Here is an 18,727-nt window from a genome sequence, read left to right on the forward strand (position 1 = left end):
CACGCGATACCCCGAGGAGTGGACCTGAGGTCACTGTCATCGGCGCAGCGCGCCCCTACGCTGGGTCATCATGACCTCCGCGACGCGTACCTCCCCGGTCTGGTCGGCCGTCGGCGGCAACCCCGTACGCCTCGTGTTCTCACCATGGCCGTGGCGCTCGCTCGCCTACCTGCTCAGCGGCGCCGTGGTCGGACTGGTGTCGCTCGTCGGGTTCTTCGTGACGATCGGCGTGGGGGTCGTGACGACTCCGCTCATCATCGGCCTGTTCATCCTCGGCTCGCTGCCCAAGCTCGGGGCCATGATCGCCGTGGTCGAGCGCCGACGCCTGCCCTTCGTGCTGGGAGACGCCGCGGCGCCGGAACCCTCGGACACGCCGTGGTGGCGGACCCCGCGGGACGCAGCGTCATGGCGCGCCCTGGGATACGCCGTGCTCCTCGCACTCGTCCTGTGGGTGGTCGACCTCCTCGTCGCCGTGCTGGTCGTGACGTTCGTCGTGGTCTCGTTGCTGTCGCCGCTGCTCGCGCACTTCGACACCGTGGGCATGCTGTGGTGGCAGCTCGACTCGACGCGCGAGGCGGTGCCGTTCGCGATCATCGCGACGCCGGTCGGCCTGGTGCTGGGCTCGTACGTGCTGACGGTCCTCGCCGCGGCCCAGTCCTCGCTGGCGCGCATCCTGCTGAGTCCCCGGGAGGAGGAGCTCGAGGCCCGGGTCACCGAGCTGCGCCGGTCGCGGATCGAGCTCGTCGACGCGTTCGAGACCGAGCGCAAGCGCATCGAGCGCGACCTGCACGACGGCGTGCAGCAACGCATGGTCGCCCTCACGATGCTGCTCGGTCGCGCCGAGCTCGACGTGCCCGAGGGTGAGGGGCTGGCCCTGGTGCGTCAGGCGCACAGCGAGGCCGAGGCCGCACTCGCGGACCTGCGCGAGGTCGTACGCGGCGTGCATCCCCGCGTGCTCACCGACCTCGGTCTCGGCGCCGCGATCCGTGAGGTCGCCGACCGCATGCCCATCCCCGTACGCGTCGACGTCTCGCTCGACGAGCGTCCGCCGGCGCAGGTGGAGGCGGCCGCCTACTTCGTGGTCAGCGAGGGGCTCGCCAACGTCGCCAAGCACGCTCAGGCTCGCAGCGCAGCGATCCACGCCCGGAGGTCGGGTGACTCGTTGGTGCTGGTCATCAGCGACGACGGCCGCGGCGGCGCGACGGTGGGGGAGGGCACGGGACTCTCGGGGCTCGTCACCCGCCTCGACGCGTTGGGTGGCACGCTGACCGTCACGAGTCCCGTCGGTGGACCGACCGAGCTGCGGATGGAGAGCCCATGGCACGTCGACCGCTGAGGATCGTCCTCGCCGAGGACTCCGCACTGCTCCGCGAGGGTCTGGTCGGCATCCTCGAGCGGGCCGGGCACGAGGTCGTGGCGAGCGCCACCGACGCCGACGAGCTGGTCGCGGCGGTGCGGGCCGATCCGCCCGACGTGGTGATCACGGACGTACGCATGCCGCCGGGTCACTCCGACGAAGGGCTCCGCGCGGCCGCGGCGATCCGCCGGGAGCAGCCGGCGTTGCCGATCCTGGTGCTGTCGCAGTACGTCGCCGACGCCTATCTGCCCGCGCTGATGGACTCCGCGGGGACCGCCGGGATCGGCTATCTCCTCAAGGACCGGGTCGGCCGCGTCGCGGACTTCCTGGCAAGCCTCGACCAGGTCGTCGAGGGGCAGACCGTCGTCGACCCCGAGGTCGTACGCCAGCTGCTGGCCCGGCGCAGCGACGACGGACCGCTCGCCGCGTTGACCACCCGCGAGCGTGAGGTCCTGGCGTTGATGGCCGAAGGACGTACGAACGGGTCGATCGCCGAGGCGCTGTTCGTCAGCGACGCCGCCGTGCGCAAGCACGTCGGGAGCATCTTCGCCAAGCTCGACCTCGGCGACGACCACGACCGCCGCGTCTCCGCCGTCCTCACGTACCTGAGGGGTTGAGCCCCCGCTGGGACTGACGTTTTTGCTGGGCCAGCACGGCGTGTTGCAACAGAAACGTCAGTCCCAGCGAGGACGTCACATGGGGACGGGCGTGAGGGACTCGCGTACGGCGGCCCGCTTGCGGGACGAGCCGAGGATCCAGGACAGCACGGCCGCGACGGCGCACAGGCCGGCACCGCCGAACCACGCCAGCGAGTAGCTCCCGGTCTGGTCGCGGATGACACCGGCGACCAACGCGGCAGCGGCGGCGCCGAACTGGTGCGCCGCGAACACCCAGCCGAACACGATCGTGCCCTGGTCGCCGAAGATCTCCCGGCACAGCGCCACCGTCGGTGGCACGGTGGCGACCCAGTCGAGCCCGTAGATCACGACGAACGCGACGATGCTCGGACGTACGCTCGACGAGAGCAGCGTCGGCAGCAGGACGAGCCCGACCCCGCGGAACGCGTAGTAGCCGACGAGCAGCATCCGGGGGTCGTAGCGATCGGTGAACCAGCCCGACGCCACGGTGCCCGCGATGTCGAAGATGCCGACGACCGCCAGCAGGCTCGCCGCTGTGGTCTGGTCCATCCCGTGGTCGTGGGCCGAAGGGATGAAGTGGATGCCGACCAGGCCGTTGGTCGTCGCTCCGCAGATCGCGAAGGCCGCAGCCAGCGCCCAGAACGCCGGCACCCGCGCGGCGGCCCGCAGCGCATCGGTGGCCCGCTTGGCTGCGCCGCCGGTCTCGCGCACGGGCGGCAGCCAGTCGGCCGGTGCGCCGTACGGAGCGAGCTTGCGGTCCTCAGGGAAGTCGCCGATGAACCGGATGACCAGGGGTACGACCAGCAGTGCCGCGCCGGCGATCGTCAGCGACGCCGTGCGCCAGCCGACGTTGTCGGCGAGGGCGGCGACGATCGGGAGGAACACCAGCTGACCGGTCGCTCCTCCGGCCGTGAGGATGCCCATGACGAGGCCGCGGCGCTCGATGAACCAGCGGTTGGCGATCGTCGCCGCGAACACCATCGCCATCGATCCCGTGCCGAGCCCGATCAGCACGCCCCAGGTGATGAGCAGCTGGAACGACTCGGTCATGAACACCGTGAGGCCGCTGCCCAGGGACACCATCAGCAGCGCCACCGTGGTGACCTTGCGGATGCCGAAGGTGTCCATCAGCGCCGCGGCGAACGGGGCGGTGAGCCCGTAGAGCAGCAGGTTGATGCTGACCGCGAGCGACATGATGCTCGTCGACCAGCCGAACTCGTCGTGCAGCGGCACGAACAGCGCTCCCGGCGCGGCGCGGAAGCCGGCAGCGCCGACCAGCGCGACGAACGCCGTCGCGGCGACGAGCCAGGCCGGGTGGATGCGCGTACGAGTCATGGATCCTGACTTTCTTGAGGAAAGTTGACTGGTCGACCATACTGGTGCTGGCTTTCCTCAAGCAAGCCGAATTCCTGCCAAGACCGAGGTGCATCATGCCACTGCGATCCGACTGGTCCGAGGACCTGTGTCCCGTACGCCGCGGACTCGACGTGCTCGGCGATCCGTGGATCATGCTGATCATGCGCGAGGTGCTGCACGGGCGCTGCCGGTTCGACGAGATCCGCGACAGCATCGGCATCTCCGACGCGGTCCTGAGCCGCCGGCTGCGGCTGCTCGTCGACGAGGAGCTGCTGCGCAAGGTCGAGTACCGCGCCGACCGGCGTGCGCACTTCGAGTACGTCGCGACCGAGGCCGGCGCCGACCTGCTGCCGATCATGCACGCGGTGTCGATCTGGGCCGAGAAGCACACGCGCATGCCCGAAGGCGGCGCCCACATGGCGGTCATCCACGAGACCTGCGGCGCCGAGACCACGACGGCCGACGTCTGCAGCGAGTGCGGCGAGGCGCTCCGGCCCGGTGACGTCAGCTGGGACAAGCCCTGGAAGGCGACCCGCGAGCGCCTGGTCGGCGCGACCGCCTAGCGATCAGCCCTCGTACGGGGGCGCCTCGCCCCAGCCCCACCGCGGCGTCGGCAGCTCCGGCGGGGGAGTCGCGCCCTCGGCCGAGTTGGCCTTGGCGATCCGGGTGCCCCACTCGACGTACGCCACGAACGCCGAGCGGAACTCGGGGTCGTCTGGCAGCCCGGCCTCGTCGGCACTCGCCGCGATCATTCCGGCCCACCGCGCACGTTGCTCCTCGGTGATCGCGAGCCCGATGTGGTGCCGGAGCATGCTGGGGTAGCCGCCCAGCTCGTCGGTGTAGGTCGTCGGCCCGCCGAACACCTCGCCGAGCCACAGCGCCACGTGCTCGCGGTGCTGTGGGCCCATGTGACGGAACACCGGCTCGAGCACCGGATCGGCGAGCACCCGGTCGTAGAAGACCTCGGTCAGGCGCAGCAAGGCGTCGTGGCCGCCGCACCAGTCGTACAGCGTCGGGGTCGCGGTCATCAGGTCTCCTCGCTCCGGCCGTGCGGCGATCGTAGCCCGGCAGCCCGACTCCACCGGGCAGACTGGATCCGTGCCTGACATGACCCGACTCCGCGACTCCCTCGTCGCGTGGGCCGCCGGCGGCGATGGTGTCGCCGCCCGCGAGCTGGCCACGGGCCTGCGCACGGTCGCGCTGGTCGAAGGGGTCAGCGACCAGGCAGCGGTCGAACGCCTGGCCGTACGCCGTGGCCGTGACCTCGATGCCGCGGGCGTGTGTGTCGTGCCGATGGGCGGGGCGACCAACATCCGCCGGTTCGTGGACGTGCTCGGCCCGGAGGGGCTCGGCACCTCGATCGCCGGCTTGTGTGACCGTGCCGAGCTGGGGTTCTTCGAGCGCGCACTCGCCCGCGCCGGGCTGGGGCTCGACGGCTTCTTCGTGTGCGATCCCGACCTGGAGGGCGAGCTCATCCGCGCCCTGGGGACCGCAGCGGTCGAGGCGGTGATCGCGCACGAGGGCGAGACCCGGGCGTACGACATCTTCCGCCAGCAGCCCGCGCAGCGCGATCGCACCACCGAGGACCGGCTGCACCGGTTCATGGGCACGCACAGTGGGCGCAAGGAGCAGTACGGCCGGGCGCTCGTCGACGCCCTGGACCTCGGCCACGTGCCAAGACCTCTCGACGACCTGCTCGACAGGCTCACCGAGCACGGCTGAGACAATGGCGGCATGGATCTTCCCGTCGCCTGGTCGCTCGTCCTCATCGTCACCGCGGTCTGGAACTTCGTCATATGGCCGCCGTTCCTCAAGCGCGTACGCAAGGACGAGCGCTCGCGGGACGCTGCCGGCAACGCCACGACGTTCCTGCGTGTCCACACGATCCTCATCGCGATCTCGCTCGCGCTGGCCGTCGCGGTCGGCGTGCTCGGAATCGTCACGCTGTTCTGAGCGTTGGACCCGGTATGAGCAACAAGGTGATCCACAACCCCGACGAGAACCGCTACGAGATCCACGTCGACGGCATCCTGGCCGGCTTCACGCAGGCCTTCGAGAAGGGCGACGTCGTGACGTTCCCGCACACCGAGGTCTTCGACCAGTTCGAGGGCCAGGGCCTCGCGTCCGAGCTCGTCACGGGCGCGCTCGACGACGTCCGCGTGCGCGGCAAGAAGATCATCGCGACCTGCCCGTACGTCTCACGGTTCGTCCAGAAGCACCCGGACTACCAGGACCTGCTGGCCTCCTAGCCCCTCGCACGGGCCGCTGGTGCCGCACGTGACCACGGGCACACGGCGCGATTCGTTGGGCGAGGCAACGAACTGCTAGAATGTGAACACGTGAACGCGCCAGTCCGGCGCTGTTCCGGCCCGACGAAGTAGCGCATCTTGCGTGAAATGGATATCGGGCATTCATCCCGAATCGTCTGTGAGTTCCTTGAATCAGCCTGAAGGCAGCTCTGTGCTGCCCACCTTTTCCACCCTCGACCTCCCCGCCTCGCTGATATCCGCGCTGGCACGCCAGGAGATCGTCAACCCCAGTCCCGTCCAGCAGGCGGTGATCCCCGATGCGCTCGCGGGACGCCACGTGCTGGGCCGCGCTCGTACCGGCTCCGGCAAGACCCTGGCCTTCGGCCTCCCGGTCCTCGTCCGGCTCGCCGGTCGCACGAGTCGCCCCAAGGCCCCCCGTGGCCTGATCCTGCTCCCGACCCGTGAGCTGGCGACCCAGGTGCGTACGGCCATGGAGCCGCTCGCGCAGAAGATGGGCCTCCGCCTGACCACGGTCTACGGCGGCGTCCCGATCAACAAGCAGATCAGCACGCTCCGCAACGGCGTCGACATCGTCATCGCCACGCCGGGCCGCCTGACCGACCTGCTCGATCGTCGCTGCATGACGCTCGACGACATCGAGATCACGGTCCTCGACGAGGCCGACCACCTGTGCGACCTCGGCTTCTACAAGCCGATCGACGCGCTGCTGACCAAGACCCCCGAGTCGAGCCAGCGGCTGCTGCTGTCGGCGACGCTCGACGGCGACGTCAACAAGCTCGTCAAGCGCCACCTGCCCAAGCACGTCCTCCACGAGGTCGACTCGGGCGAGAGCGCGGTCGACACGATGGAGCACCACGTGCTCGTCAGTGCCGCGACCGAGAAGTCCAAGACGGCGTTCGACCTGCTGCGTGCCAACCCGCGCAGCATCGTCTTCACGCGTACGCGTCGCGGGGCCATGCGCCTCGCCCGCCAGCTGACCCAGAACGGCATCGAGGCCGTCGACATGCACGGTGACCTCTCGCAGCGTCACCGTGAGCGCAACCTCGAGGCGTTCAGCAGCGGTCGGGCCAGCGTCATCGTCGCCACGGACGTCGCCGCGCGCGGCATCCACGTCGACCGCATCGGCCTCGTCGTGCACTACGACGCACCGGCCGAGCACAAGGCCTACCAGCACCGTTCGGGCCGCACGGCTCGCGCCGGGGAGTCCGGATCCGTCGTCACGATGACGACGCCCGAGGCCCTGCGCGACGTCATGCAGCTGCAGAACAAGGCCGGCGTCACGGCGCGTCACCACGACGCCCGCACGGCCCCGTCGCCGATGACGGCCGAGGCGCTCTCGGGTGCCGGCACCGAGGCTCCGCACATGTCGTCCGTGCGCCAGGGTGCTCGCACCTCGGGCAACGGCGGCGGCCAGAACCGCGGCGGAGGGCGTCCCCAGGGCGGCTTCCGCGGCAACGGTGGCGGACGCCCGCAAGGTGGCGGAGGCAACCGTGGCGGTGGCGGCGGACGTCGTCGCAGCGGTGGGTCCGGCGGATCCACGCGCGTCTACTCGTCCTCCTAGACCGCCCGTACGACTGACAGCGGCGTCATCCCCGGTACGCCCGGGGGTGGCGCCGCCAGTCGTTTCCGGCGGCGTTCGCAGCGCGCCTAGGCTGAGCCCGTGAGCATCCTGATCCAGGCGCCGGAGCTGATGTCCTCGACCGGGCGGGTCGTCCTGCTCGACGTCCGCTGGAAGCTGGGCGGTCCTCCGGGGCACGCCGACTACCTCGCCGGACATCTCCCTGGTGCCGTGTTCGTCGGGCTCGACACCGAGCTGGCGGCGCACGGCGAGCCGCGGGACGGCCGCCATCCGCTGCCATCGATCGAAGCGCTGCAGGCCGCGGCCCGCCGGTGGGGCATCAGCGCCGGCGACACCGTGGTGGCGTACGACGACAACGGCAATCTCGCTGCCGCCCGCGCCTGGTGGCTGCTCCGCTGGGCCGGCCTCGACGACGTACGCCTGCTCGACGGCGGGCTTGCCGCATGGGTCGCCGCGGGAGGGGCGCTCGAGACCGGCGACGTCGCGCCGCCGCCGGGCGACGTGACCCTCGACGGCGGGCACGCGCCGACGATCGACATCGACGGCGCAGCGTCGTACCCCGGGGTGCTGCTGGATGCTCGAGCCGCCGAGCGGTATGCCGGCGAGACCGAGCCGATCGACCCCAAGGCCGGCCACATCCCCGGCGCCGTCAGTGCGCCGACGACCGACAACCTCGACGCCGCCGGCCGCTTCCGCCCGGCCGAGGAGCTGCGCCGCCGGTTCGAGGCGCTCGGCGTACGGGAAGGGTCCGACGTCGCGGCCTACTGCGGGTCCGGCGTCACCGCGGCGCACGAGGTCGCCGCGCTCGCGATCGCCGGGTTCGACGCCGCGCTCTATCCCGGGTCGTGGTCGCAGTGGAGCAACCACGACGACCGCCCGGTCGCGACCGGTACCGCGCCCTAGCCGGGAGCGGAGCACCCGCGCGCTGCCGGTAATCTCGGACCTCATGTTGGTCAAGGGCAGGCTGCCGCGGATCGGCTTGCTGGGCCCTGCGTTCATCGCCGCTGTGGCGTACGTCGACCCGGGCAACGTCGCGACCAACGTGACGGCCGGCTCGAAGTTCGGCTACACCTTGGTCTGGGTCGTCGTGATGGCCAACGTCATGGCCGTGCTGGTGCAGTACCTCTCGGCCAAGCTCGGCATGGTGACCGGGATGTCGCTCGCCGGCCACATGGGTCAGCGGCTGCCGACCGGTCCCCGCATCGCCTACTGGCTGCAGGCAGAGGCGATCGCGATCGCGACCGATCTCGCCGAGGTCGTCGGCGGTGCGATCGCCCTCAACCTGCTGTTCGACCTGCCGCTCGAGCTGGGCGCCGTCATCACGGCTGCGGTCGCGATGGTCGTCCTGCGGATCGGCGACCTGCGCGGACAGCAGACACTCGAGCGCGTCATCGTGGGATTCCTCGCGTTGATCGCCGTCGGGTTCATGGCCGGCCTGTTCGTCGACCCGCCGAAGGCCGGGCCCCTGGCGACGGGCCTGATACCGACGTTCGACGGCACCGACAGCGTGCTGCTCGCCTCGGGCATCATCGGCGCGACCGTCATGCCGCATGTCATCTACCTGCACTCGAGCCTGACCATCACCCGCCTCGACCGTCGTGGCGACGGGCTCAGCGTGCGTGAGCTGCTCTCGGCAACGCGTACGGACGTCGTGCTCGCCCTGATCCTCGCCGGAGTCCTCAACCTCTCGCTTCTCGTCGTCGCGGCATCCAGCCTCGACGGGCTGCCGGGCACCGACACGTTGCAAGGCGTCCACGCCGTCGTCACGTCCGAGCTCGGCGCCGGAGTGGCACTGCTGTTCGCGGTCGCGCTGCTCGGATCTGGGCTCGCCTCCACGTCAGTGGGCAGCGCCGCCGGGGCCGAGGTCATGAAGGGCCTGTTGGGCGTACGCCTGCCGATCCTCGTGCGTCGCGTGGTGACGCTCATCCCGGCGCTCGTCGTGCTGGCCCTGGGCGCCGAGCCCAGCCGGGCGCTCGTGATCTCGCAGGTCGTGCTCTCGATCGGCATCCCGTTCGCGCTGATCCCCCTGGTGGTGCTGACCGCGCGCGAGGACGTGATGGGGGAGTACGCGAACGCCCGCCGCACCACGGCCGCGGCCTGCGTCGTGGCGGCGATCGTCATCGCCCTCAACGTGTCGCTGCTCTGGCTGACGTTCACCGGCTGACCCGCGTCGACGTGCGAGCGCCTGCGACCGGTGCCACGCTGGCGGCATGAGTCCCGGTCCGCTCACCGTCCGATCCGTCGTGCTCGACAGCACCGACATCCGCCCGTTGGCCGAGTTCTACCGCCAGTTGCTCGGCCTGGTCTATCGCTCGGGCGACGAGCCACCTCGGCCCGGTGAGCCCGACTCACAGGGGAGTGACTGGCTCGTCCTGCGCGGCGGCGAAGGCGGCGTGCAGCTCGCGTTCCAGCAGGTCGACTCGCTGCCCGAGGCGACTTGGCCGGAGGGACCTGTGCCGCAGCAGCTGCACCTCGACCTGACCGTCGCGACGATCGCCGACCTCGACGCGCACCACGAGCGGGCGCTCGCGCTCGGCGCCAGGCTTCTCCTCGACAGGTACGACGACCCCGACGAGCCGCTGTACGTCTACGCCGACCCGGCCGGCCACCCGTTCTGCATCTTCGTGGCCGATCCGCTGACGGCCTGAACGCCTCCGGCTCTGGAGAACTGACCCGCCAACCCCGATCATGGACTCATGCCTGAGCTTCCCGAGGTCAATGCGCTGGTCGAGTTCCTCGACAAGGAGACCGCCGGCGCCGTCGTGGTCGGCATCGAGCTGGCGTCGTTCGCGGTCCTGAAGACGTTCGACCCGCCGGTCTCCGCCCTGTCCGGGCTGGCCGTCACCGGGGCCAGCCGGCATGGCAAGTTCATCGACATCGACGTCGACGGCATCCACATCATCGTGCACCTGGCCAAGGCCGGCTGGCTGCGCTGGTCCGAGCAGCTGCCGGACACCAAGCTCAAGCTCGGTGCCAGCAACATCGCCGCACGCGTACGCCTCGACCGTGGCGACGGCCCGCACATCGGGTTCGACGTCACCGAGGCCGGCACGCGCAAGGGTCTGGCGATGTACGTCGTCCGCGACCCGTCCGAGGTGCCGGGCATCGCTGCGCTGGGCCCAGAACCGCTCGAGCCGGGCTTCGAGCTGCGTCCGCTGCTGGCCCGAAGGATGCAGGTCAAGCGGCTGCTGCGCGACCAGAAGATCATCGCCGGCGTCGGCAACGCCTACAGCGACGAGATCCTGCACGCGGCGAAGCTGTCGCCGTTCGCGATCGCCGAGAACCTCAAGGAGGACGAGATCGTACGCCTGGAGGCTGCGGTGCAGGACATCCTCCGCGAGGCCGTCGAGGAGGCCCGGGGCAAGCCGGCCGAGGAGCTCAAGGACGACAAACGGACGCGCATGCGGGTCCATGGGCGTACCGGCGAGAAGTGTCCGGTGTGCGGCGACACGGTGCTCGAGGTGACCTACTCGCAGTCGGCGCTGCAGTACTGCCCGACGTGCCAGACCGGCGGCAAGCCGCTCAAGGACCGCACGACGAGCAAGTTCCTCAAGTAGGTCGCGCGGCTCGTCCGGGTAGACCGATTGAGCTTGTCGAAACCCGTCAGTCCTTTCGACAGGCTCAAGGACCGAGGACAGGCTCAAGGACCGTGTGCAGGCTCAAGGACCGAGTGGCCGGTTCAGCCCGCGGCGACCAGACCCACGGCCAGCGCGGCGAAGGCCAGGCCGACGGCTTGCCACCGCAGGATCCTCTCGCGCAGCAGCAGCCACGCGAGCAGCACCGTGCTGGCCGGGTAGAGCGACGAGATCACCGACACGATCGACAGCAGGCCGTGGTGCGAGGCGTAGAGGAACGCGCCCTGCGCGGTCGCGCCGAGCGGACCCATCACCACAGCGCCCCAGACTCGGCGGCCGCGTGGCACCCACGCCTGACGGAGCACCGTGGCCGTGACGACCACGCCGAGCACGGAGGTCAGCTGCGAGAGGGCGAGTGGGTAGAGGCCGGCGTCGTCGCCCACCTGGCCCAGGAACGTGAACAGCAGGCCGAAGCCGACGCCCGCCAGGATGCCGTCGACCACGCCGCCGCGATGCGTGCCGTCATCGGCTCCGCCGTCCTCGACCCGGGAGATCAGCGCGATCGCCGGGAACGCGAACACCACGCCCAGCATCGCCATCCAGGACGGCCGGTCACCGGTCGCCAGGCCGACGATCACGGGGATCAGGGCGGTGCCGATCGCCGACAGCGGGGCGACGACACCCATGCGCGCCGTCGACAGCCCGCGGTAGAGGAACGCCACGCCGAAGCCGCCGCCGAGGCCGGCCAGTGCGCCGTAGGTCAGGTCGGTGCTGGTCGGCGATCCGGCGATCACCAGGGCGGCGACGAGGCTGAGGACGCCCGACGACGTCTGGCCCACGACGGCGACCTGCCAAGGAGATGAGCGCTTGGCGAAGATGCCGCCCATGAAGTCCGAGACGCCATAGGCCAGTGCCGACAGGAGGGACAGTGCGATGGCCACCTGCGCAGCCTAAGCGCGGTCGCCGACAACGGGCGACCGCTGGCCCCGCTACGTACGATTGAGGCATGAGGTTCGCCAAGTCGTTCGGGACGCAGGCCAATTCGGCCGTCGGTGGGTTCGCCTCGCGGGTGGACGACCAGACCGGCGAGGTCGCGCATCGCGTTGCTGGCGTCATCGCCGTGGCGGTCCGCGTGCTGCGGCTGCCCACCGCCGTCCTGCAGGTCGTGCCGCTGCCGTTCGTCGCCGCGACGCTGGCGCTCGGCCTGGTCGCCGATGGTGGCGTACGCGTCGTCGTGCTCGTGGCGGGGGTGCTGATGGCTGCCGTCAGCGGAGCGTTCTGGGCGCGGCGCCGCGCGATCCTGCGAGCCGTCGAGGAGCCCGACAAGCTGGCCACCGAGCTCGGCATCGCGATCAGCCTGAGCGACAAGGTCGACGAGACCCGCGGCGCGCTCGAGCGGGTAGCCGGCGGTGGTGGCTGGCGGCTCTTCGACCGGCTCAAGGGTGCCTGGGGCGGCATGTCGATGACCGGTCGCTGGATCGACGGCATCGGCGACCTGCCCCGCGCGCGCTACTTCGTGCCGCCGAGGATCGGCACGACCGTCACGATCACGATCGCCGCACTCTGGTTGGTGCCGATCTCGATCGTCGTGGCGCTGTTCGCCCTGATCGGGACGATCGCCGGATCCCTCTGACCCGTCGTGTCCGGCACCGTCAGGATCGGGATCTCGGGGTGGACGTACGCGCCGTGGCGCAAGGTGTTCTATCCCGAGGGCCTGCGGCAGAAGGACGAGCTCGAGTACGCCGCGAGCAAGATGACGAGCATCGAGATCAACGGCTCGTTCTACTCGCTGCAACGACCTGAGAGCTACCAGGCGTGGCGTGAGCGTACGCCGGACGGCTTCGTCTTCGCCGTCAAGGGCGGCCGCTTCATCACCCACATGAAGAAGCTCGCCGACGTCGACGCACCGCTCGCGAACTTCTTCGCGTCGGGCCCGTTGGCGCTCGGGGAGAAGCTCGGCCCGGTGCTGTGGCAGCTGCCGCCGACCTTGGGCTTCGACGCCGAACGGCTCGAGAACTTCTTCGACCGGCTGCCCCGCACGACGACCGCGGCCGCCGCCCTTGGTGGGCGGCATGACGAGCGCGTGGCCGGTCGGTCCTACCTCGACGTCATCGCGGAGCAGGAGATCCGCCACGCCGTGGAGGTCCGGCACGACTCGTTCCTCGCCCCGGAGTTCCTCAGCGTCCTGCGCGAGCACGGCATCGGCCTGGTCGTGGCCGACACCGCGGGCAAGTGGCCGCTGATCCGCGAGGTCACCGCCGACTTCGCCTACGTACGCCTGCACGGCGACACCGAGCTCTATGCGAGTGGCTACTCCGACGCTGCCCTCGACGAGTGGGCGGCGCTGATGCGGGGCTGGGCCGAGGGCGGCGCCGACGTGTACGCGTACTTCGACAACGACATGAAGGTTCGCGCGCCCTTCGACGCCATGGGCCTGATCGAGAGGCTCGCCGATCTCGGCCCATGGCGCCCTGGGTGACGGTCAGCCGAGCTTGCCCGGGGTGACCCGGTAGGCCGTGTTGGTCAGGGCGAGCTGACCGTACGCGTTGGAGCCCCAGCAGTAGAGCGCGGCGCTGGCGTGACGTGCGCACGTGTGGGTCCGGCCGACGCTGATGCTGGTCCACTGGGTGGAGGTTCCGACGCGGGTCGGCGTGAGGCGGTCTGCGACCGTGCCGTCGCCGACCTGTCCCTTCTCGTTGTCGCCCCAGCAGTACAGGGCACCGGTGCTCTGCCGACCACAGCTGTGGGACTCCCCGACACTGACGCCGGCCCATCGCTTGGAGATCCCGATGCGCGTCGGTGTGGGCCGGCCCGTCTTCGTGCCGTCTCCGAGCTGGGCGAACATGTTGTCGCCCCAGCAGTAGAGCGTTCCCGTGGTGCGTACGCCGCAGGTGTAGTCCTCTCCGAGGTCCACGCTCCGCCAGGTGCTCGAGCTGCCGACCTTGGTGGGCTTCGTACGGGGAGGCGCGCCACCGCCGGTGCCCAGCTGGCCCGAGCTGTTCTGGCCCCAGCAGTAGAGCGAGCCCGTCGTGTTCGTCGCACAGGCGTGGGTGCCGCCCGCCACGATGCTGGTCCATTGGGTCGACGTGCCCACCTTGGCCGGCTTGGTGCGCTGAGCCATGTCGCCGGTGCCGAGTCGGCCGTCGATGTTGGTGCCCCAGCAGTAGACCGAACCGGTCTTCGACCGTGCGCAGGTGAAGAACGCGCCGGCGCTGACGCTGGCCCAGCTGCTGGAGGTGCCGACCCGGGCGGGCACGCTGCGGGTGCCGAGGTCGCCGACTCCCAGCTGGCCGGCGCTGTTGTCGCCCCAGCAGTACAGGGTGCCGGAGGTGCGCGTGCCACAGGTGTGGGTGGAGCCGGTGCTGACGCTCGCCCAGCTGGTTGAGGTGCCGACCCGCGTCGGGGTGTTGCGATTGGTGCTGTCGTCGAGTCCGAGCTGGGCGTTGAAGTTGCCGCCCCAGCAGTAGAGGGCGTGGTTCGCGGCGACGGCGCACGTGTGTGCGCTTCCGCTGCTGACGGACAGCCAGCTCTGGGGTGCGGCAGCGTTCGCGGGCGTGGCGCTGGTCAGTGAGACCGCGATGCCGGCAAGGAGCGCGAGCAGAGCAGGAAGGAGCTTTCTGAGATGCATGGTGGGTGACCTTCGGTCGGTGAGGGAAACCCCGACTCAGGTGATGACACCAAGCAAAGGTCTAGATGATTCGAGCACGCTAACAGGCTTTCACCCATTTTGGCTAGTTAATGCCTGTATTGAATACAAGCAGTACGTACGTACCGCTTTCTCAGGTGTTGGACAGCGGCGGCGGGAGGTGCTGGGTGGCGGGTCCGATCCTGAGGATCGATGTCCGCAGCCACGCGGTGTAGGCCTCGAGCGAGTAGCCCCAGTCCCGGGTCAGCTGGTCGTACGTCTCCTGCGAGGTCAGCACGTAGAGGTGGGCGGCGAAGGCCTCCGGTGAGGTCTTCTCGTCGACCATGCCGCGGCTTGCGTACCAGTCGTGGCCGATCATGAAGTCCTCGCGCTTCCTGGCGATCAGCTCCGTGACGGCCTTCGAGATGCGGTCCTCGGACGCCGCGGCGGCGCGGACGGCCGCCCAGATGCCGCCGGAGCGGGCATTGGCTGCGGCGATGAACGCGGCGTAGTCGGCGATCGCCTGCTCCGTGTCCTCGTTGGACATGATCTCCATGAGCTGGGGCTGGTCGATGATCGACTTCCAGCCGCCCTCGCCGGAGTAGGTCTGCTGGAACGCCTTGATGAGCAGGTCGGGCTTGGTGCCGATCTTGTTGACCGACTCGACCGAGACTCCTGCGTGATCGGCCACCTGTTGCATCGTGGTCCCGACGTAGCCGCGCTGGGAGAACACCTCGGCCGCAGCCGTGATGATGCTGCGACGGGTCTCGGCGGCCTTCTCGGCACGGAGCGGGGACCGATAGCTCCGAGTCTGTCTAGGCGTCGTCATGGCGGTCTCCTGGTGCATGCGTCGGCCACCGTATCAGGGCTCCCGCAGCTTCACTAGGGACTGCATGTATCCATTTAGGGGCGCGTGGAGGTGCCGATCAGGACCTGCATCGCGGGACCGTACAGGCGTACGACGTCGTCGATCGAGGCGTCGGCGAGGGGCGGCATCCGGATGACGTAGCGCAGCGTCGCCATGCCGATCAGCTGGCCGGCGACCAGGGAGGCGCGGAGCTCGCGGTCGTCGCCCTCGAGGACCCCCAGCAGCGAGCTGATGAGCACCTCGCGCGCCAGCTGCAGCATCGGCGCCTGGGAGTCGTCCGTCCCCAGCGTCGTGCGATACATCGAGCTGAAGATGTCGCGATGGGGATCCCACGCCTCGAGGAACGTCTGCAACAGGCGCTCGGCCATGCCGTCCGGGCCGTCCTCGATGACCAACGCGATCTTCTCGACGGGGTTGACCGGCAGCTCCATCGTGGCGACGAGCAGGCCCGCCTTGTCACCGAAGTAGTGGCTGATGAGGCTGACGTCGACGCCCGCGTCCCGGGCGATGGCGCGCATCGAGGTGCCGCTGAATCCCTGCGCCGCGAACTTGGCCCTGGCGGCGTCGAGGATCGCGGCGCGACGGTCTGCTGCGTCCCCGGCCGGCGGCCGGCCGCGCGTACGTTTGACGGTCATCGCGTCCGTCGCCGAAGGGTCAGTGACGCGCCGGCGAGGGCGAGTGCGCAGCAGCTGAGGAGAATCACGAGGTCCTTGCCCAGGGTCGAGGTGAAGTCGCTCGTCGACCCTAGCTCGGTGAAGGCGTCGGCGGCGTAGCTCATCGGCAGCGCGTCGGACAACCAGCGCAGGACGTCGGGCATCGAGTCGCGCGGGGCCAGCAGGCCGCAGAGCAGCAGCTGTGGCACCACGACGAGCGGCATGAACTGCACGGCCTGGAACTCGGTGACCGCGAACGCCGACATCAGCAGACCCAGAGCGGTGCCGAGGACAGCGTCGACGACGGCGAACAGCACCACGGCCCACGGGGTGTTGACGTCCATGTCGAGCAGCCAGATGGCGACGGCCGAGGTGACGAGCGCCTGCCCGAGGGCGGCGGCGCCGAACGCGATGCCGTAGCCGCCGATCAGCTCGCCGCGTCGCATCGGCGTGGTCAAAAGGCGTTCGAGGGTCCCGGACGTACGTTCGCGCACCATCGTCACCGAGGTCACGAGGAACATCACGACGAACGGGAAGATGCCGAGCATCTGCGGGCCGACGCGGTTGAAGATCACGGGGTTGCCGTCGTACACGTACTTGAACAGGAGCAGCAGGAGCGACGGCAGGACGACGATCATCCCGATGCTGCGCGGGTCGTGCCCGAGCTGCTGGAGCACCCTGCGAGCCGTTGCGAGAGTGCGGTTCATCGGGTGCCCTCCGCCAGCGTCAGGAAGGCCTGCTCGAGGTCGTCCTCGCCGGTGTCCGCGCGGAGCTCGTCTGGTGTCGAGTCGGCGATGATCCGGCCCTCGCGCATCAGCAGCATGCGGTCGCATCGGCCGGCCTCGTCCATGACATGGCTCGACACCAGCAGTGTCTTGCCCTCCGAGGCCAGCCGCTTGAACAGCTGCCACAGATCCCGGCGGAGGACGGGGTCGAGGCCGACGGTCGGTTCGTCGAGGAGGTAGAGCTCGGGGTCGGCCAGCAGCGCGGCGGCGAGCGACACCCTCGTGCGCTGGCCGCCTGACAGGTCGCCGACCAACGAGTCGACCTTGTCGCCGAGCCCCACGTTGCCGACGGCCTCACGGGCCGCAGCCTCGTCACTGCCGGTGAGGGCGGCGAAGTAGCGCAGGTTCTGCATGACGGTCAGGTCGGGATAGACCGAGCTCGCCTGCGTGACGTAGCCGACGCGCTCCCGGGCGGCAGGACGACCGGCAGGGCCGTCGAGCACTGTGACGGTGCCCGCCCGGATGACCTGGATGCCGGCGATCGCGCGGATCAACGTGGACTTGCCGCAGCCGCTGGGGCCCAGGAGTCCCGTGACGGATCCGCGGGGCACCGACACCGAGAGGTCGGGGATCACGGTGTTCCTGCCGCGGACCACGGTGAGGCCGGTGACCTCGATCGCCGAACTATTCAACATACGTTGAATATAGGACTCGCCCCCGACCCGGTCAAGCCGGGGGCGAGCCGCGCTACTTCTTGACGGTGAAGGTCTTGCTGATCGAAGGCGACGAGCCGACCTTGTTGAAGGCGTACACGTAGACCTTGTTCGTGCCGCTCTTGAGCTTGCTGCGCAGGAGCTTGTAGGAGCGGCTCGTGGTGGTCCGGTCGTAGAGCGTCTTGGTGCCGCTCTTGACGATCACGCGGTACTTCGTGATCGGCGTGCCACCGTTGTCGGCAGGCGCGGTCCAGCTGACGGTGCGGGTCGACGACGTCGACGAGCCCGAGATCTTGAGGCTGCGAGCGGCTGGGGGCTTCGTCAGCGGGACGAGCGGGTTGAACGTGAAGACCGACTGCTCGCTCGCCGCGTTGCCTGAGTACTCGTTGACGACGTGAACGTTGCGGTTGGTGTCGACGGCGACTCCGGTGGGGTACTTGATGCCGGTGTTCCCCCCGCTGAGCCGCTTGATGGGGAACGCGTCGCCGCTGGTGCCCGGAGCGAAGACCGTGACGGAGCCGTCGGCGCCGTCGGTCGCATTGGTGACATAGAGGTTGTCCGACGAGTCGAGCGCCAGCGAGGAAGCGCCGTGCAGGTGGGTGTTGGCGCCTGTGATCGTGCGAATCGGCGGCGTCGACGACTCGGTGTTGGCGGCATAGATCGCGATGTTCTCGTTGCCGTTCCCGCCGGCGAGGTTGGCCACGTAGATCAGGCCCTTGCTGTCGATCACGATGCTGGTGGGGTTGTTGATTCCCGAGTCGATCGTCTTGATGGGCTCGATGTCGCCGCCACGACCAGCGCCGAAGACCCGGATCGTGCTGGTGCTGTTGATGTTCGCGACATACACGTCACCGTTGGCGGCCACGGCCACGTCGCTGGGCGAGCTGAGGCCGGTGTTCTTCATGCCACCGATCGTCGTGTACGGCGAGCTGCTGGACGTGTCCTTGGGGAAGACGCTGACGGTGGCCGACGAGGAGTCGGCGACCCAGATCCGCCCCTTCGCGTCGTAGCTGATGCCCTGGGGCCCAGACAGGCCGGACCTGCTCGTGTCCAGGATCGAGCCGTCGGCGAGTCCGTATCCGGTCGAGTTGAAGGGGTTGTTCCTGAGGACGGTGACCCGCGAGAAGGTGGTGTTGGTCTCCGCGAGGGCGAACTTCGACGGGTCGTCCGTCGCCGCGGGACTCGGATCGACGGCGATGTCCGTGGGGTGCACGACGCCGGCGGCGTTGAACGTCGCGGCTCGCGTCGGGGCATAGGACACGTCGTACGTGTCGGCGTGGGCCGCTGTCATCGTCAGGCACGAGATGGCGAGGCCGGCGGCAGTCAGTGCCGCGAAGTTGCGCATGGGAGTGGGCATGACGAAGGAAT

The 18,727-nt window shown here is 69.7% G+C and carries 22 protein-coding genes; 13 read left to right on the forward strand and 9 right to left on the reverse strand.

The window, feature by feature from the left end:
• Positions 1 to 70: 70 nt before the first annotated feature.
• Both ASE12_RS14650 and ASE12_RS14655 read left to right on the forward strand, forming a co-directional pair.
• Positions 71 to 1,336, forward strand: a complete 1,266-nt coding sequence (locus ASE12_RS14650; RefSeq protein ID WP_056402121.1) for a sensor histidine kinase — start codon at positions 71 to 73, stop codon at positions 1,334 to 1,336.
• Positions 1,318 to 1,974, forward strand: coding sequence for a response regulator transcription factor (locus ASE12_RS14655; protein ID WP_056402123.1), 657 nt, complete (start codon positions 1,318 to 1,320; stop codon positions 1,972 to 1,974). Before ASE12_RS14650 ends, ASE12_RS14655 begins: the two co-directional genes overlap by 19 nt.
• Before the next feature lie 75 nt (positions 1,975 to 2,049).
• On the opposite strand, the gene ASE12_RS14660 is transcribed toward ASE12_RS14655, so the two are convergent.
• Entirely contained in the window at positions 2,050 to 3,330 is a 1,281-nt protein-coding gene (locus ASE12_RS14660) for an MFS transporter (protein ID WP_056402126.1), read from the reverse strand.
• 95 nt (positions 3,331 to 3,425) lie between these two features.
• Here ASE12_RS14660 and ASE12_RS14665 point away from each other — a divergent pair, with 95 nt between their 5' ends.
• On the forward strand, positions 3,426 to 3,914 hold the full coding sequence (locus tag ASE12_RS14665) for a helix-turn-helix domain-containing protein (protein ID WP_056402129.1): 489 nt from the start codon (positions 3,426 to 3,428) through the stop codon (positions 3,912 to 3,914).
• Positions 3,915 to 3,917: 3 nt separating this feature from the next.
• Here the strand turns inward: ASE12_RS14665 and ASE12_RS14670 are convergent, their stop codons facing one another.
• Positions 3,918 to 4,379 carry a group II truncated hemoglobin gene (locus ASE12_RS14670; protein WP_056402132.1) on the reverse strand — a complete coding sequence of 154 codons (462 nt, stop codon included), beginning with the start codon at positions 4,377 to 4,379 and terminating at the stop codon, positions 3,918 to 3,920.
• 79 nt (positions 4,380 to 4,458) lie between these two features.
• Here ASE12_RS14670 and ASE12_RS14675 point away from each other — a divergent pair, with 79 nt between their 5' ends.
• The 8 genes from ASE12_RS14675 (at position 4,459) to ASE12_RS14710 (ending at position 10,757) form a co-directional block, all read left to right on the forward strand.
• Entirely contained in the window at positions 4,459 to 5,073 is a 615-nt protein-coding gene (locus ASE12_RS14675) for a TOPRIM nucleotidyl transferase/hydrolase domain-containing protein (protein ID WP_157413105.1), read from the forward strand.
• A gap of 12 nt (positions 5,074 to 5,085) precedes the next feature.
• A complete protein-coding gene (locus ASE12_RS14680; protein WP_056402138.1) occupies positions 5,086 to 5,304 on the forward strand; it encodes an SCO4848 family membrane protein in 219 nt (72 codons plus the stop codon).
• Positions 5,305 to 5,318: 14 nt separating this feature from the next.
• Positions 5,319 to 5,600, forward strand: a complete 282-nt coding sequence (locus ASE12_RS14685) for a GNAT family N-acetyltransferase (RefSeq protein ID WP_056402141.1) — start codon at positions 5,319 to 5,321, stop codon at positions 5,598 to 5,600.
• A gap of 211 nt (positions 5,601 to 5,811) precedes the next feature.
• Positions 5,812 to 7,182: a DEAD/DEAH box helicase gene (locus tag ASE12_RS20605; RefSeq protein ID WP_200955033.1), complete on the forward strand. Its 1,371-nt coding sequence runs from the start codon at positions 5,812 to 5,814 to the stop codon at positions 7,180 to 7,182.
• 99 nt (positions 7,183 to 7,281) lie between these two features.
• A complete protein-coding gene (locus ASE12_RS14695; protein ID WP_056402144.1) occupies positions 7,282 to 8,103 on the forward strand; it encodes a sulfurtransferase in 822 nt (273 codons plus the stop codon).
• Positions 8,104 to 8,182: 79 nt separating this feature from the next.
• Complete coding sequence (locus ASE12_RS14700) at positions 8,183 to 9,364, forward strand: Nramp family divalent metal transporter (protein WP_369797252.1); 1,182 nt, start codon at positions 8,183 to 8,185, stop codon at positions 9,362 to 9,364.
• 46 nt (positions 9,365 to 9,410) lie between these two features.
• A complete protein-coding gene (locus tag ASE12_RS14705; RefSeq protein ID WP_056402149.1) occupies positions 9,411 to 9,848 on the forward strand; it encodes a VOC family protein in 438 nt (145 codons plus the stop codon).
• A 48-nt stretch (positions 9,849 to 9,896) separates the two neighbouring features.
• The gene (locus ASE12_RS14710; RefSeq protein ID WP_056402152.1) at positions 9,897 to 10,757 is read left to right on the forward strand and encodes an Fpg/Nei family DNA glycosylase; all 861 of its coding nucleotides are present in this window, start codon (positions 9,897 to 9,899) and stop codon (positions 10,755 to 10,757) included.
• Positions 10,758 to 10,879: 122 nt separating this feature from the next.
• Here the strand turns inward: ASE12_RS14710 and ASE12_RS14715 are convergent, their stop codons facing one another.
• The gene (locus ASE12_RS14715; protein ID WP_056402154.1) at positions 10,880 to 11,716 is read right to left on the reverse strand and encodes a DMT family transporter; all 837 of its coding nucleotides are present in this window, start codon (positions 11,714 to 11,716) and stop codon (positions 10,880 to 10,882) included.
• 65 nt (positions 11,717 to 11,781) lie between these two features.
• Here ASE12_RS14715 and ASE12_RS14720 point away from each other — a divergent pair, with 65 nt between their 5' ends.
• Together ASE12_RS14720 and ASE12_RS14725 are read left to right on the forward strand one after the other, a co-directional pair.
• Entirely contained in the window at positions 11,782 to 12,408 is a 627-nt protein-coding gene (locus ASE12_RS14720; protein ID WP_056402157.1) for a hypothetical protein, read from the forward strand.
• Between the two features lie 6 nt (positions 12,409 to 12,414).
• Entirely contained in the window at positions 12,415 to 13,254 is an 840-nt protein-coding gene (locus ASE12_RS14725; protein ID WP_056402159.1) for a DUF72 domain-containing protein, read from the forward strand.
• 3 nt (positions 13,255 to 13,257) lie between these two features.
• Here the strand turns inward: ASE12_RS14725 and ASE12_RS14730 are convergent, their stop codons facing one another.
• From ASE12_RS14730 to ASE12_RS14755, 6 genes are all read right to left on the reverse strand, one after another.
• Positions 13,258 to 14,403, reverse strand: a complete 1,146-nt coding sequence (locus ASE12_RS14730; protein ID WP_056402164.1) for an RCC1 domain-containing protein — start codon at positions 14,401 to 14,403, stop codon at positions 13,258 to 13,260.
• Positions 14,404 to 14,554: 151 nt separating this feature from the next.
• On the reverse strand, positions 14,555 to 15,229 hold the full coding sequence (locus ASE12_RS14735) for a TetR family transcriptional regulator (RefSeq protein ID WP_162255504.1): 675 nt from the start codon (positions 15,227 to 15,229) through the stop codon (positions 14,555 to 14,557).
• A gap of 74 nt (positions 15,230 to 15,303) precedes the next feature.
• Entirely contained in the window at positions 15,304 to 15,903 is a 600-nt protein-coding gene (locus tag ASE12_RS14740) for a TetR family transcriptional regulator (RefSeq protein WP_056402170.1), read from the reverse strand.
• On the reverse strand, positions 15,900 to 16,628 hold the full coding sequence (locus tag ASE12_RS14745) for an ABC transporter permease (RefSeq protein ID WP_056402174.1): 729 nt from the start codon (positions 16,626 to 16,628) through the stop codon (positions 15,900 to 15,902). Before ASE12_RS14745 ends, ASE12_RS14740 begins: the two co-directional genes overlap by 4 nt.
• Positions 16,625 to 17,341, reverse strand: coding sequence for an ABC transporter ATP-binding protein (locus ASE12_RS14750; RefSeq protein WP_056402177.1), 717 nt, complete (start codon positions 17,339 to 17,341; stop codon positions 16,625 to 16,627). The genes ASE12_RS14745 and ASE12_RS14750 overlap by 4 nt, the downstream gene beginning before the upstream one ends.
• Before the next feature lie 52 nt (positions 17,342 to 17,393).
• Positions 17,394 to 18,716, reverse strand: a complete 1,323-nt coding sequence (locus ASE12_RS14755) for an NHL repeat-containing protein (RefSeq protein ID WP_082582304.1) — start codon at positions 18,714 to 18,716, stop codon at positions 17,394 to 17,396.
• Between the last annotated feature and the right edge of the window lie 11 nt (positions 18,717 to 18,727).

Origin of the sequence: Aeromicrobium sp. Root236 (assembly GCF_001428805.1) — a bacterium.
Classification (GTDB): Bacteria; Actinomycetota; Actinomycetes; order Propionibacteriales; family Nocardioidaceae; genus Aeromicrobium.

Excerpts from the sequence above, each read along its gene's own strand:
- ASE12_RS14650 (WP_056402121.1), top strand. The coding sequence starts at position 71 with ATGACCTCCGCGACGCGTACCTCCCCGGTCTGGTCGGCCGTCGGCGGC.
- ASE12_RS14655 (WP_056402123.1), top strand. The coding sequence starts at position 1,318 with ATGGCACGTCGACCGCTGAGGATCGTCCTCGCCGAGGACTCCGCACTG.
- ASE12_RS14660 (WP_056402126.1), bottom strand. The coding sequence starts at position 3,330 with ATGACTCGTACGCGCATCCACCCGGCCTGGCTCGTCGCCGCGACGGCG.
- ASE12_RS14665 (WP_056402129.1), top strand. The coding sequence starts at position 3,426 with ATGCCACTGCGATCCGACTGGTCCGAGGACCTGTGTCCCGTACGCCGC.
- ASE12_RS14670 (WP_056402132.1), bottom strand. The coding sequence starts at position 4,379 with ATGACCGCGACCCCGACGCTGTACGACTGGTGCGGCGGCCACGACGCC.
- ASE12_RS14675 (WP_157413105.1), top strand. The coding sequence starts at position 4,459 with ATGACCCGACTCCGCGACTCCCTCGTCGCGTGGGCCGCCGGCGGCGAT.
- ASE12_RS14680 (WP_056402138.1), top strand. The coding sequence starts at position 5,086 with ATGGATCTTCCCGTCGCCTGGTCGCTCGTCCTCATCGTCACCGCGGTC.
- ASE12_RS14685 (WP_056402141.1), top strand. The coding sequence starts at position 5,319 with ATGAGCAACAAGGTGATCCACAACCCCGACGAGAACCGCTACGAGATC.
- ASE12_RS14705 (WP_056402149.1), top strand. The coding sequence starts at position 9,411 with ATGAGTCCCGGTCCGCTCACCGTCCGATCCGTCGTGCTCGACAGCACC.
- ASE12_RS14710 (WP_056402152.1), top strand. The coding sequence starts at position 9,897 with ATGCCTGAGCTTCCCGAGGTCAATGCGCTGGTCGAGTTCCTCGACAAG.
- ASE12_RS14720 (WP_056402157.1), top strand. The coding sequence starts at position 11,782 with ATGAGGTTCGCCAAGTCGTTCGGGACGCAGGCCAATTCGGCCGTCGGT.
- ASE12_RS14730 (WP_056402164.1), bottom strand. The coding sequence starts at position 14,403 with ATGCATCTCAGAAAGCTCCTTCCTGCTCTGCTCGCGCTCCTTGCCGGC.
- ASE12_RS14735 (WP_162255504.1), bottom strand. The coding sequence starts at position 15,229 with ATGACGACGCCTAGACAGACTCGGAGCTATCGGTCCCCGCTCCGTGCC.
- ASE12_RS14740 (WP_056402170.1), bottom strand. The coding sequence starts at position 15,903 with ATGACCGTCAAACGTACGCGCGGCCGGCCGCCGGCCGGGGACGCAGCA.
- ASE12_RS14745 (WP_056402174.1), bottom strand. The coding sequence starts at position 16,628 with ATGAACCGCACTCTCGCAACGGCTCGCAGGGTGCTCCAGCAGCTCGGG.
- ASE12_RS14750 (WP_056402177.1), bottom strand. The coding sequence starts at position 17,341 with ATGTTGAATAGTTCGGCGATCGAGGTCACCGGCCTCACCGTGGTCCGC.
- ASE12_RS14755 (WP_082582304.1), bottom strand. The coding sequence starts at position 18,716 with ATGCCCACTCCCATGCGCAACTTCGCGGCACTGACTGCCGCCGGCCTC.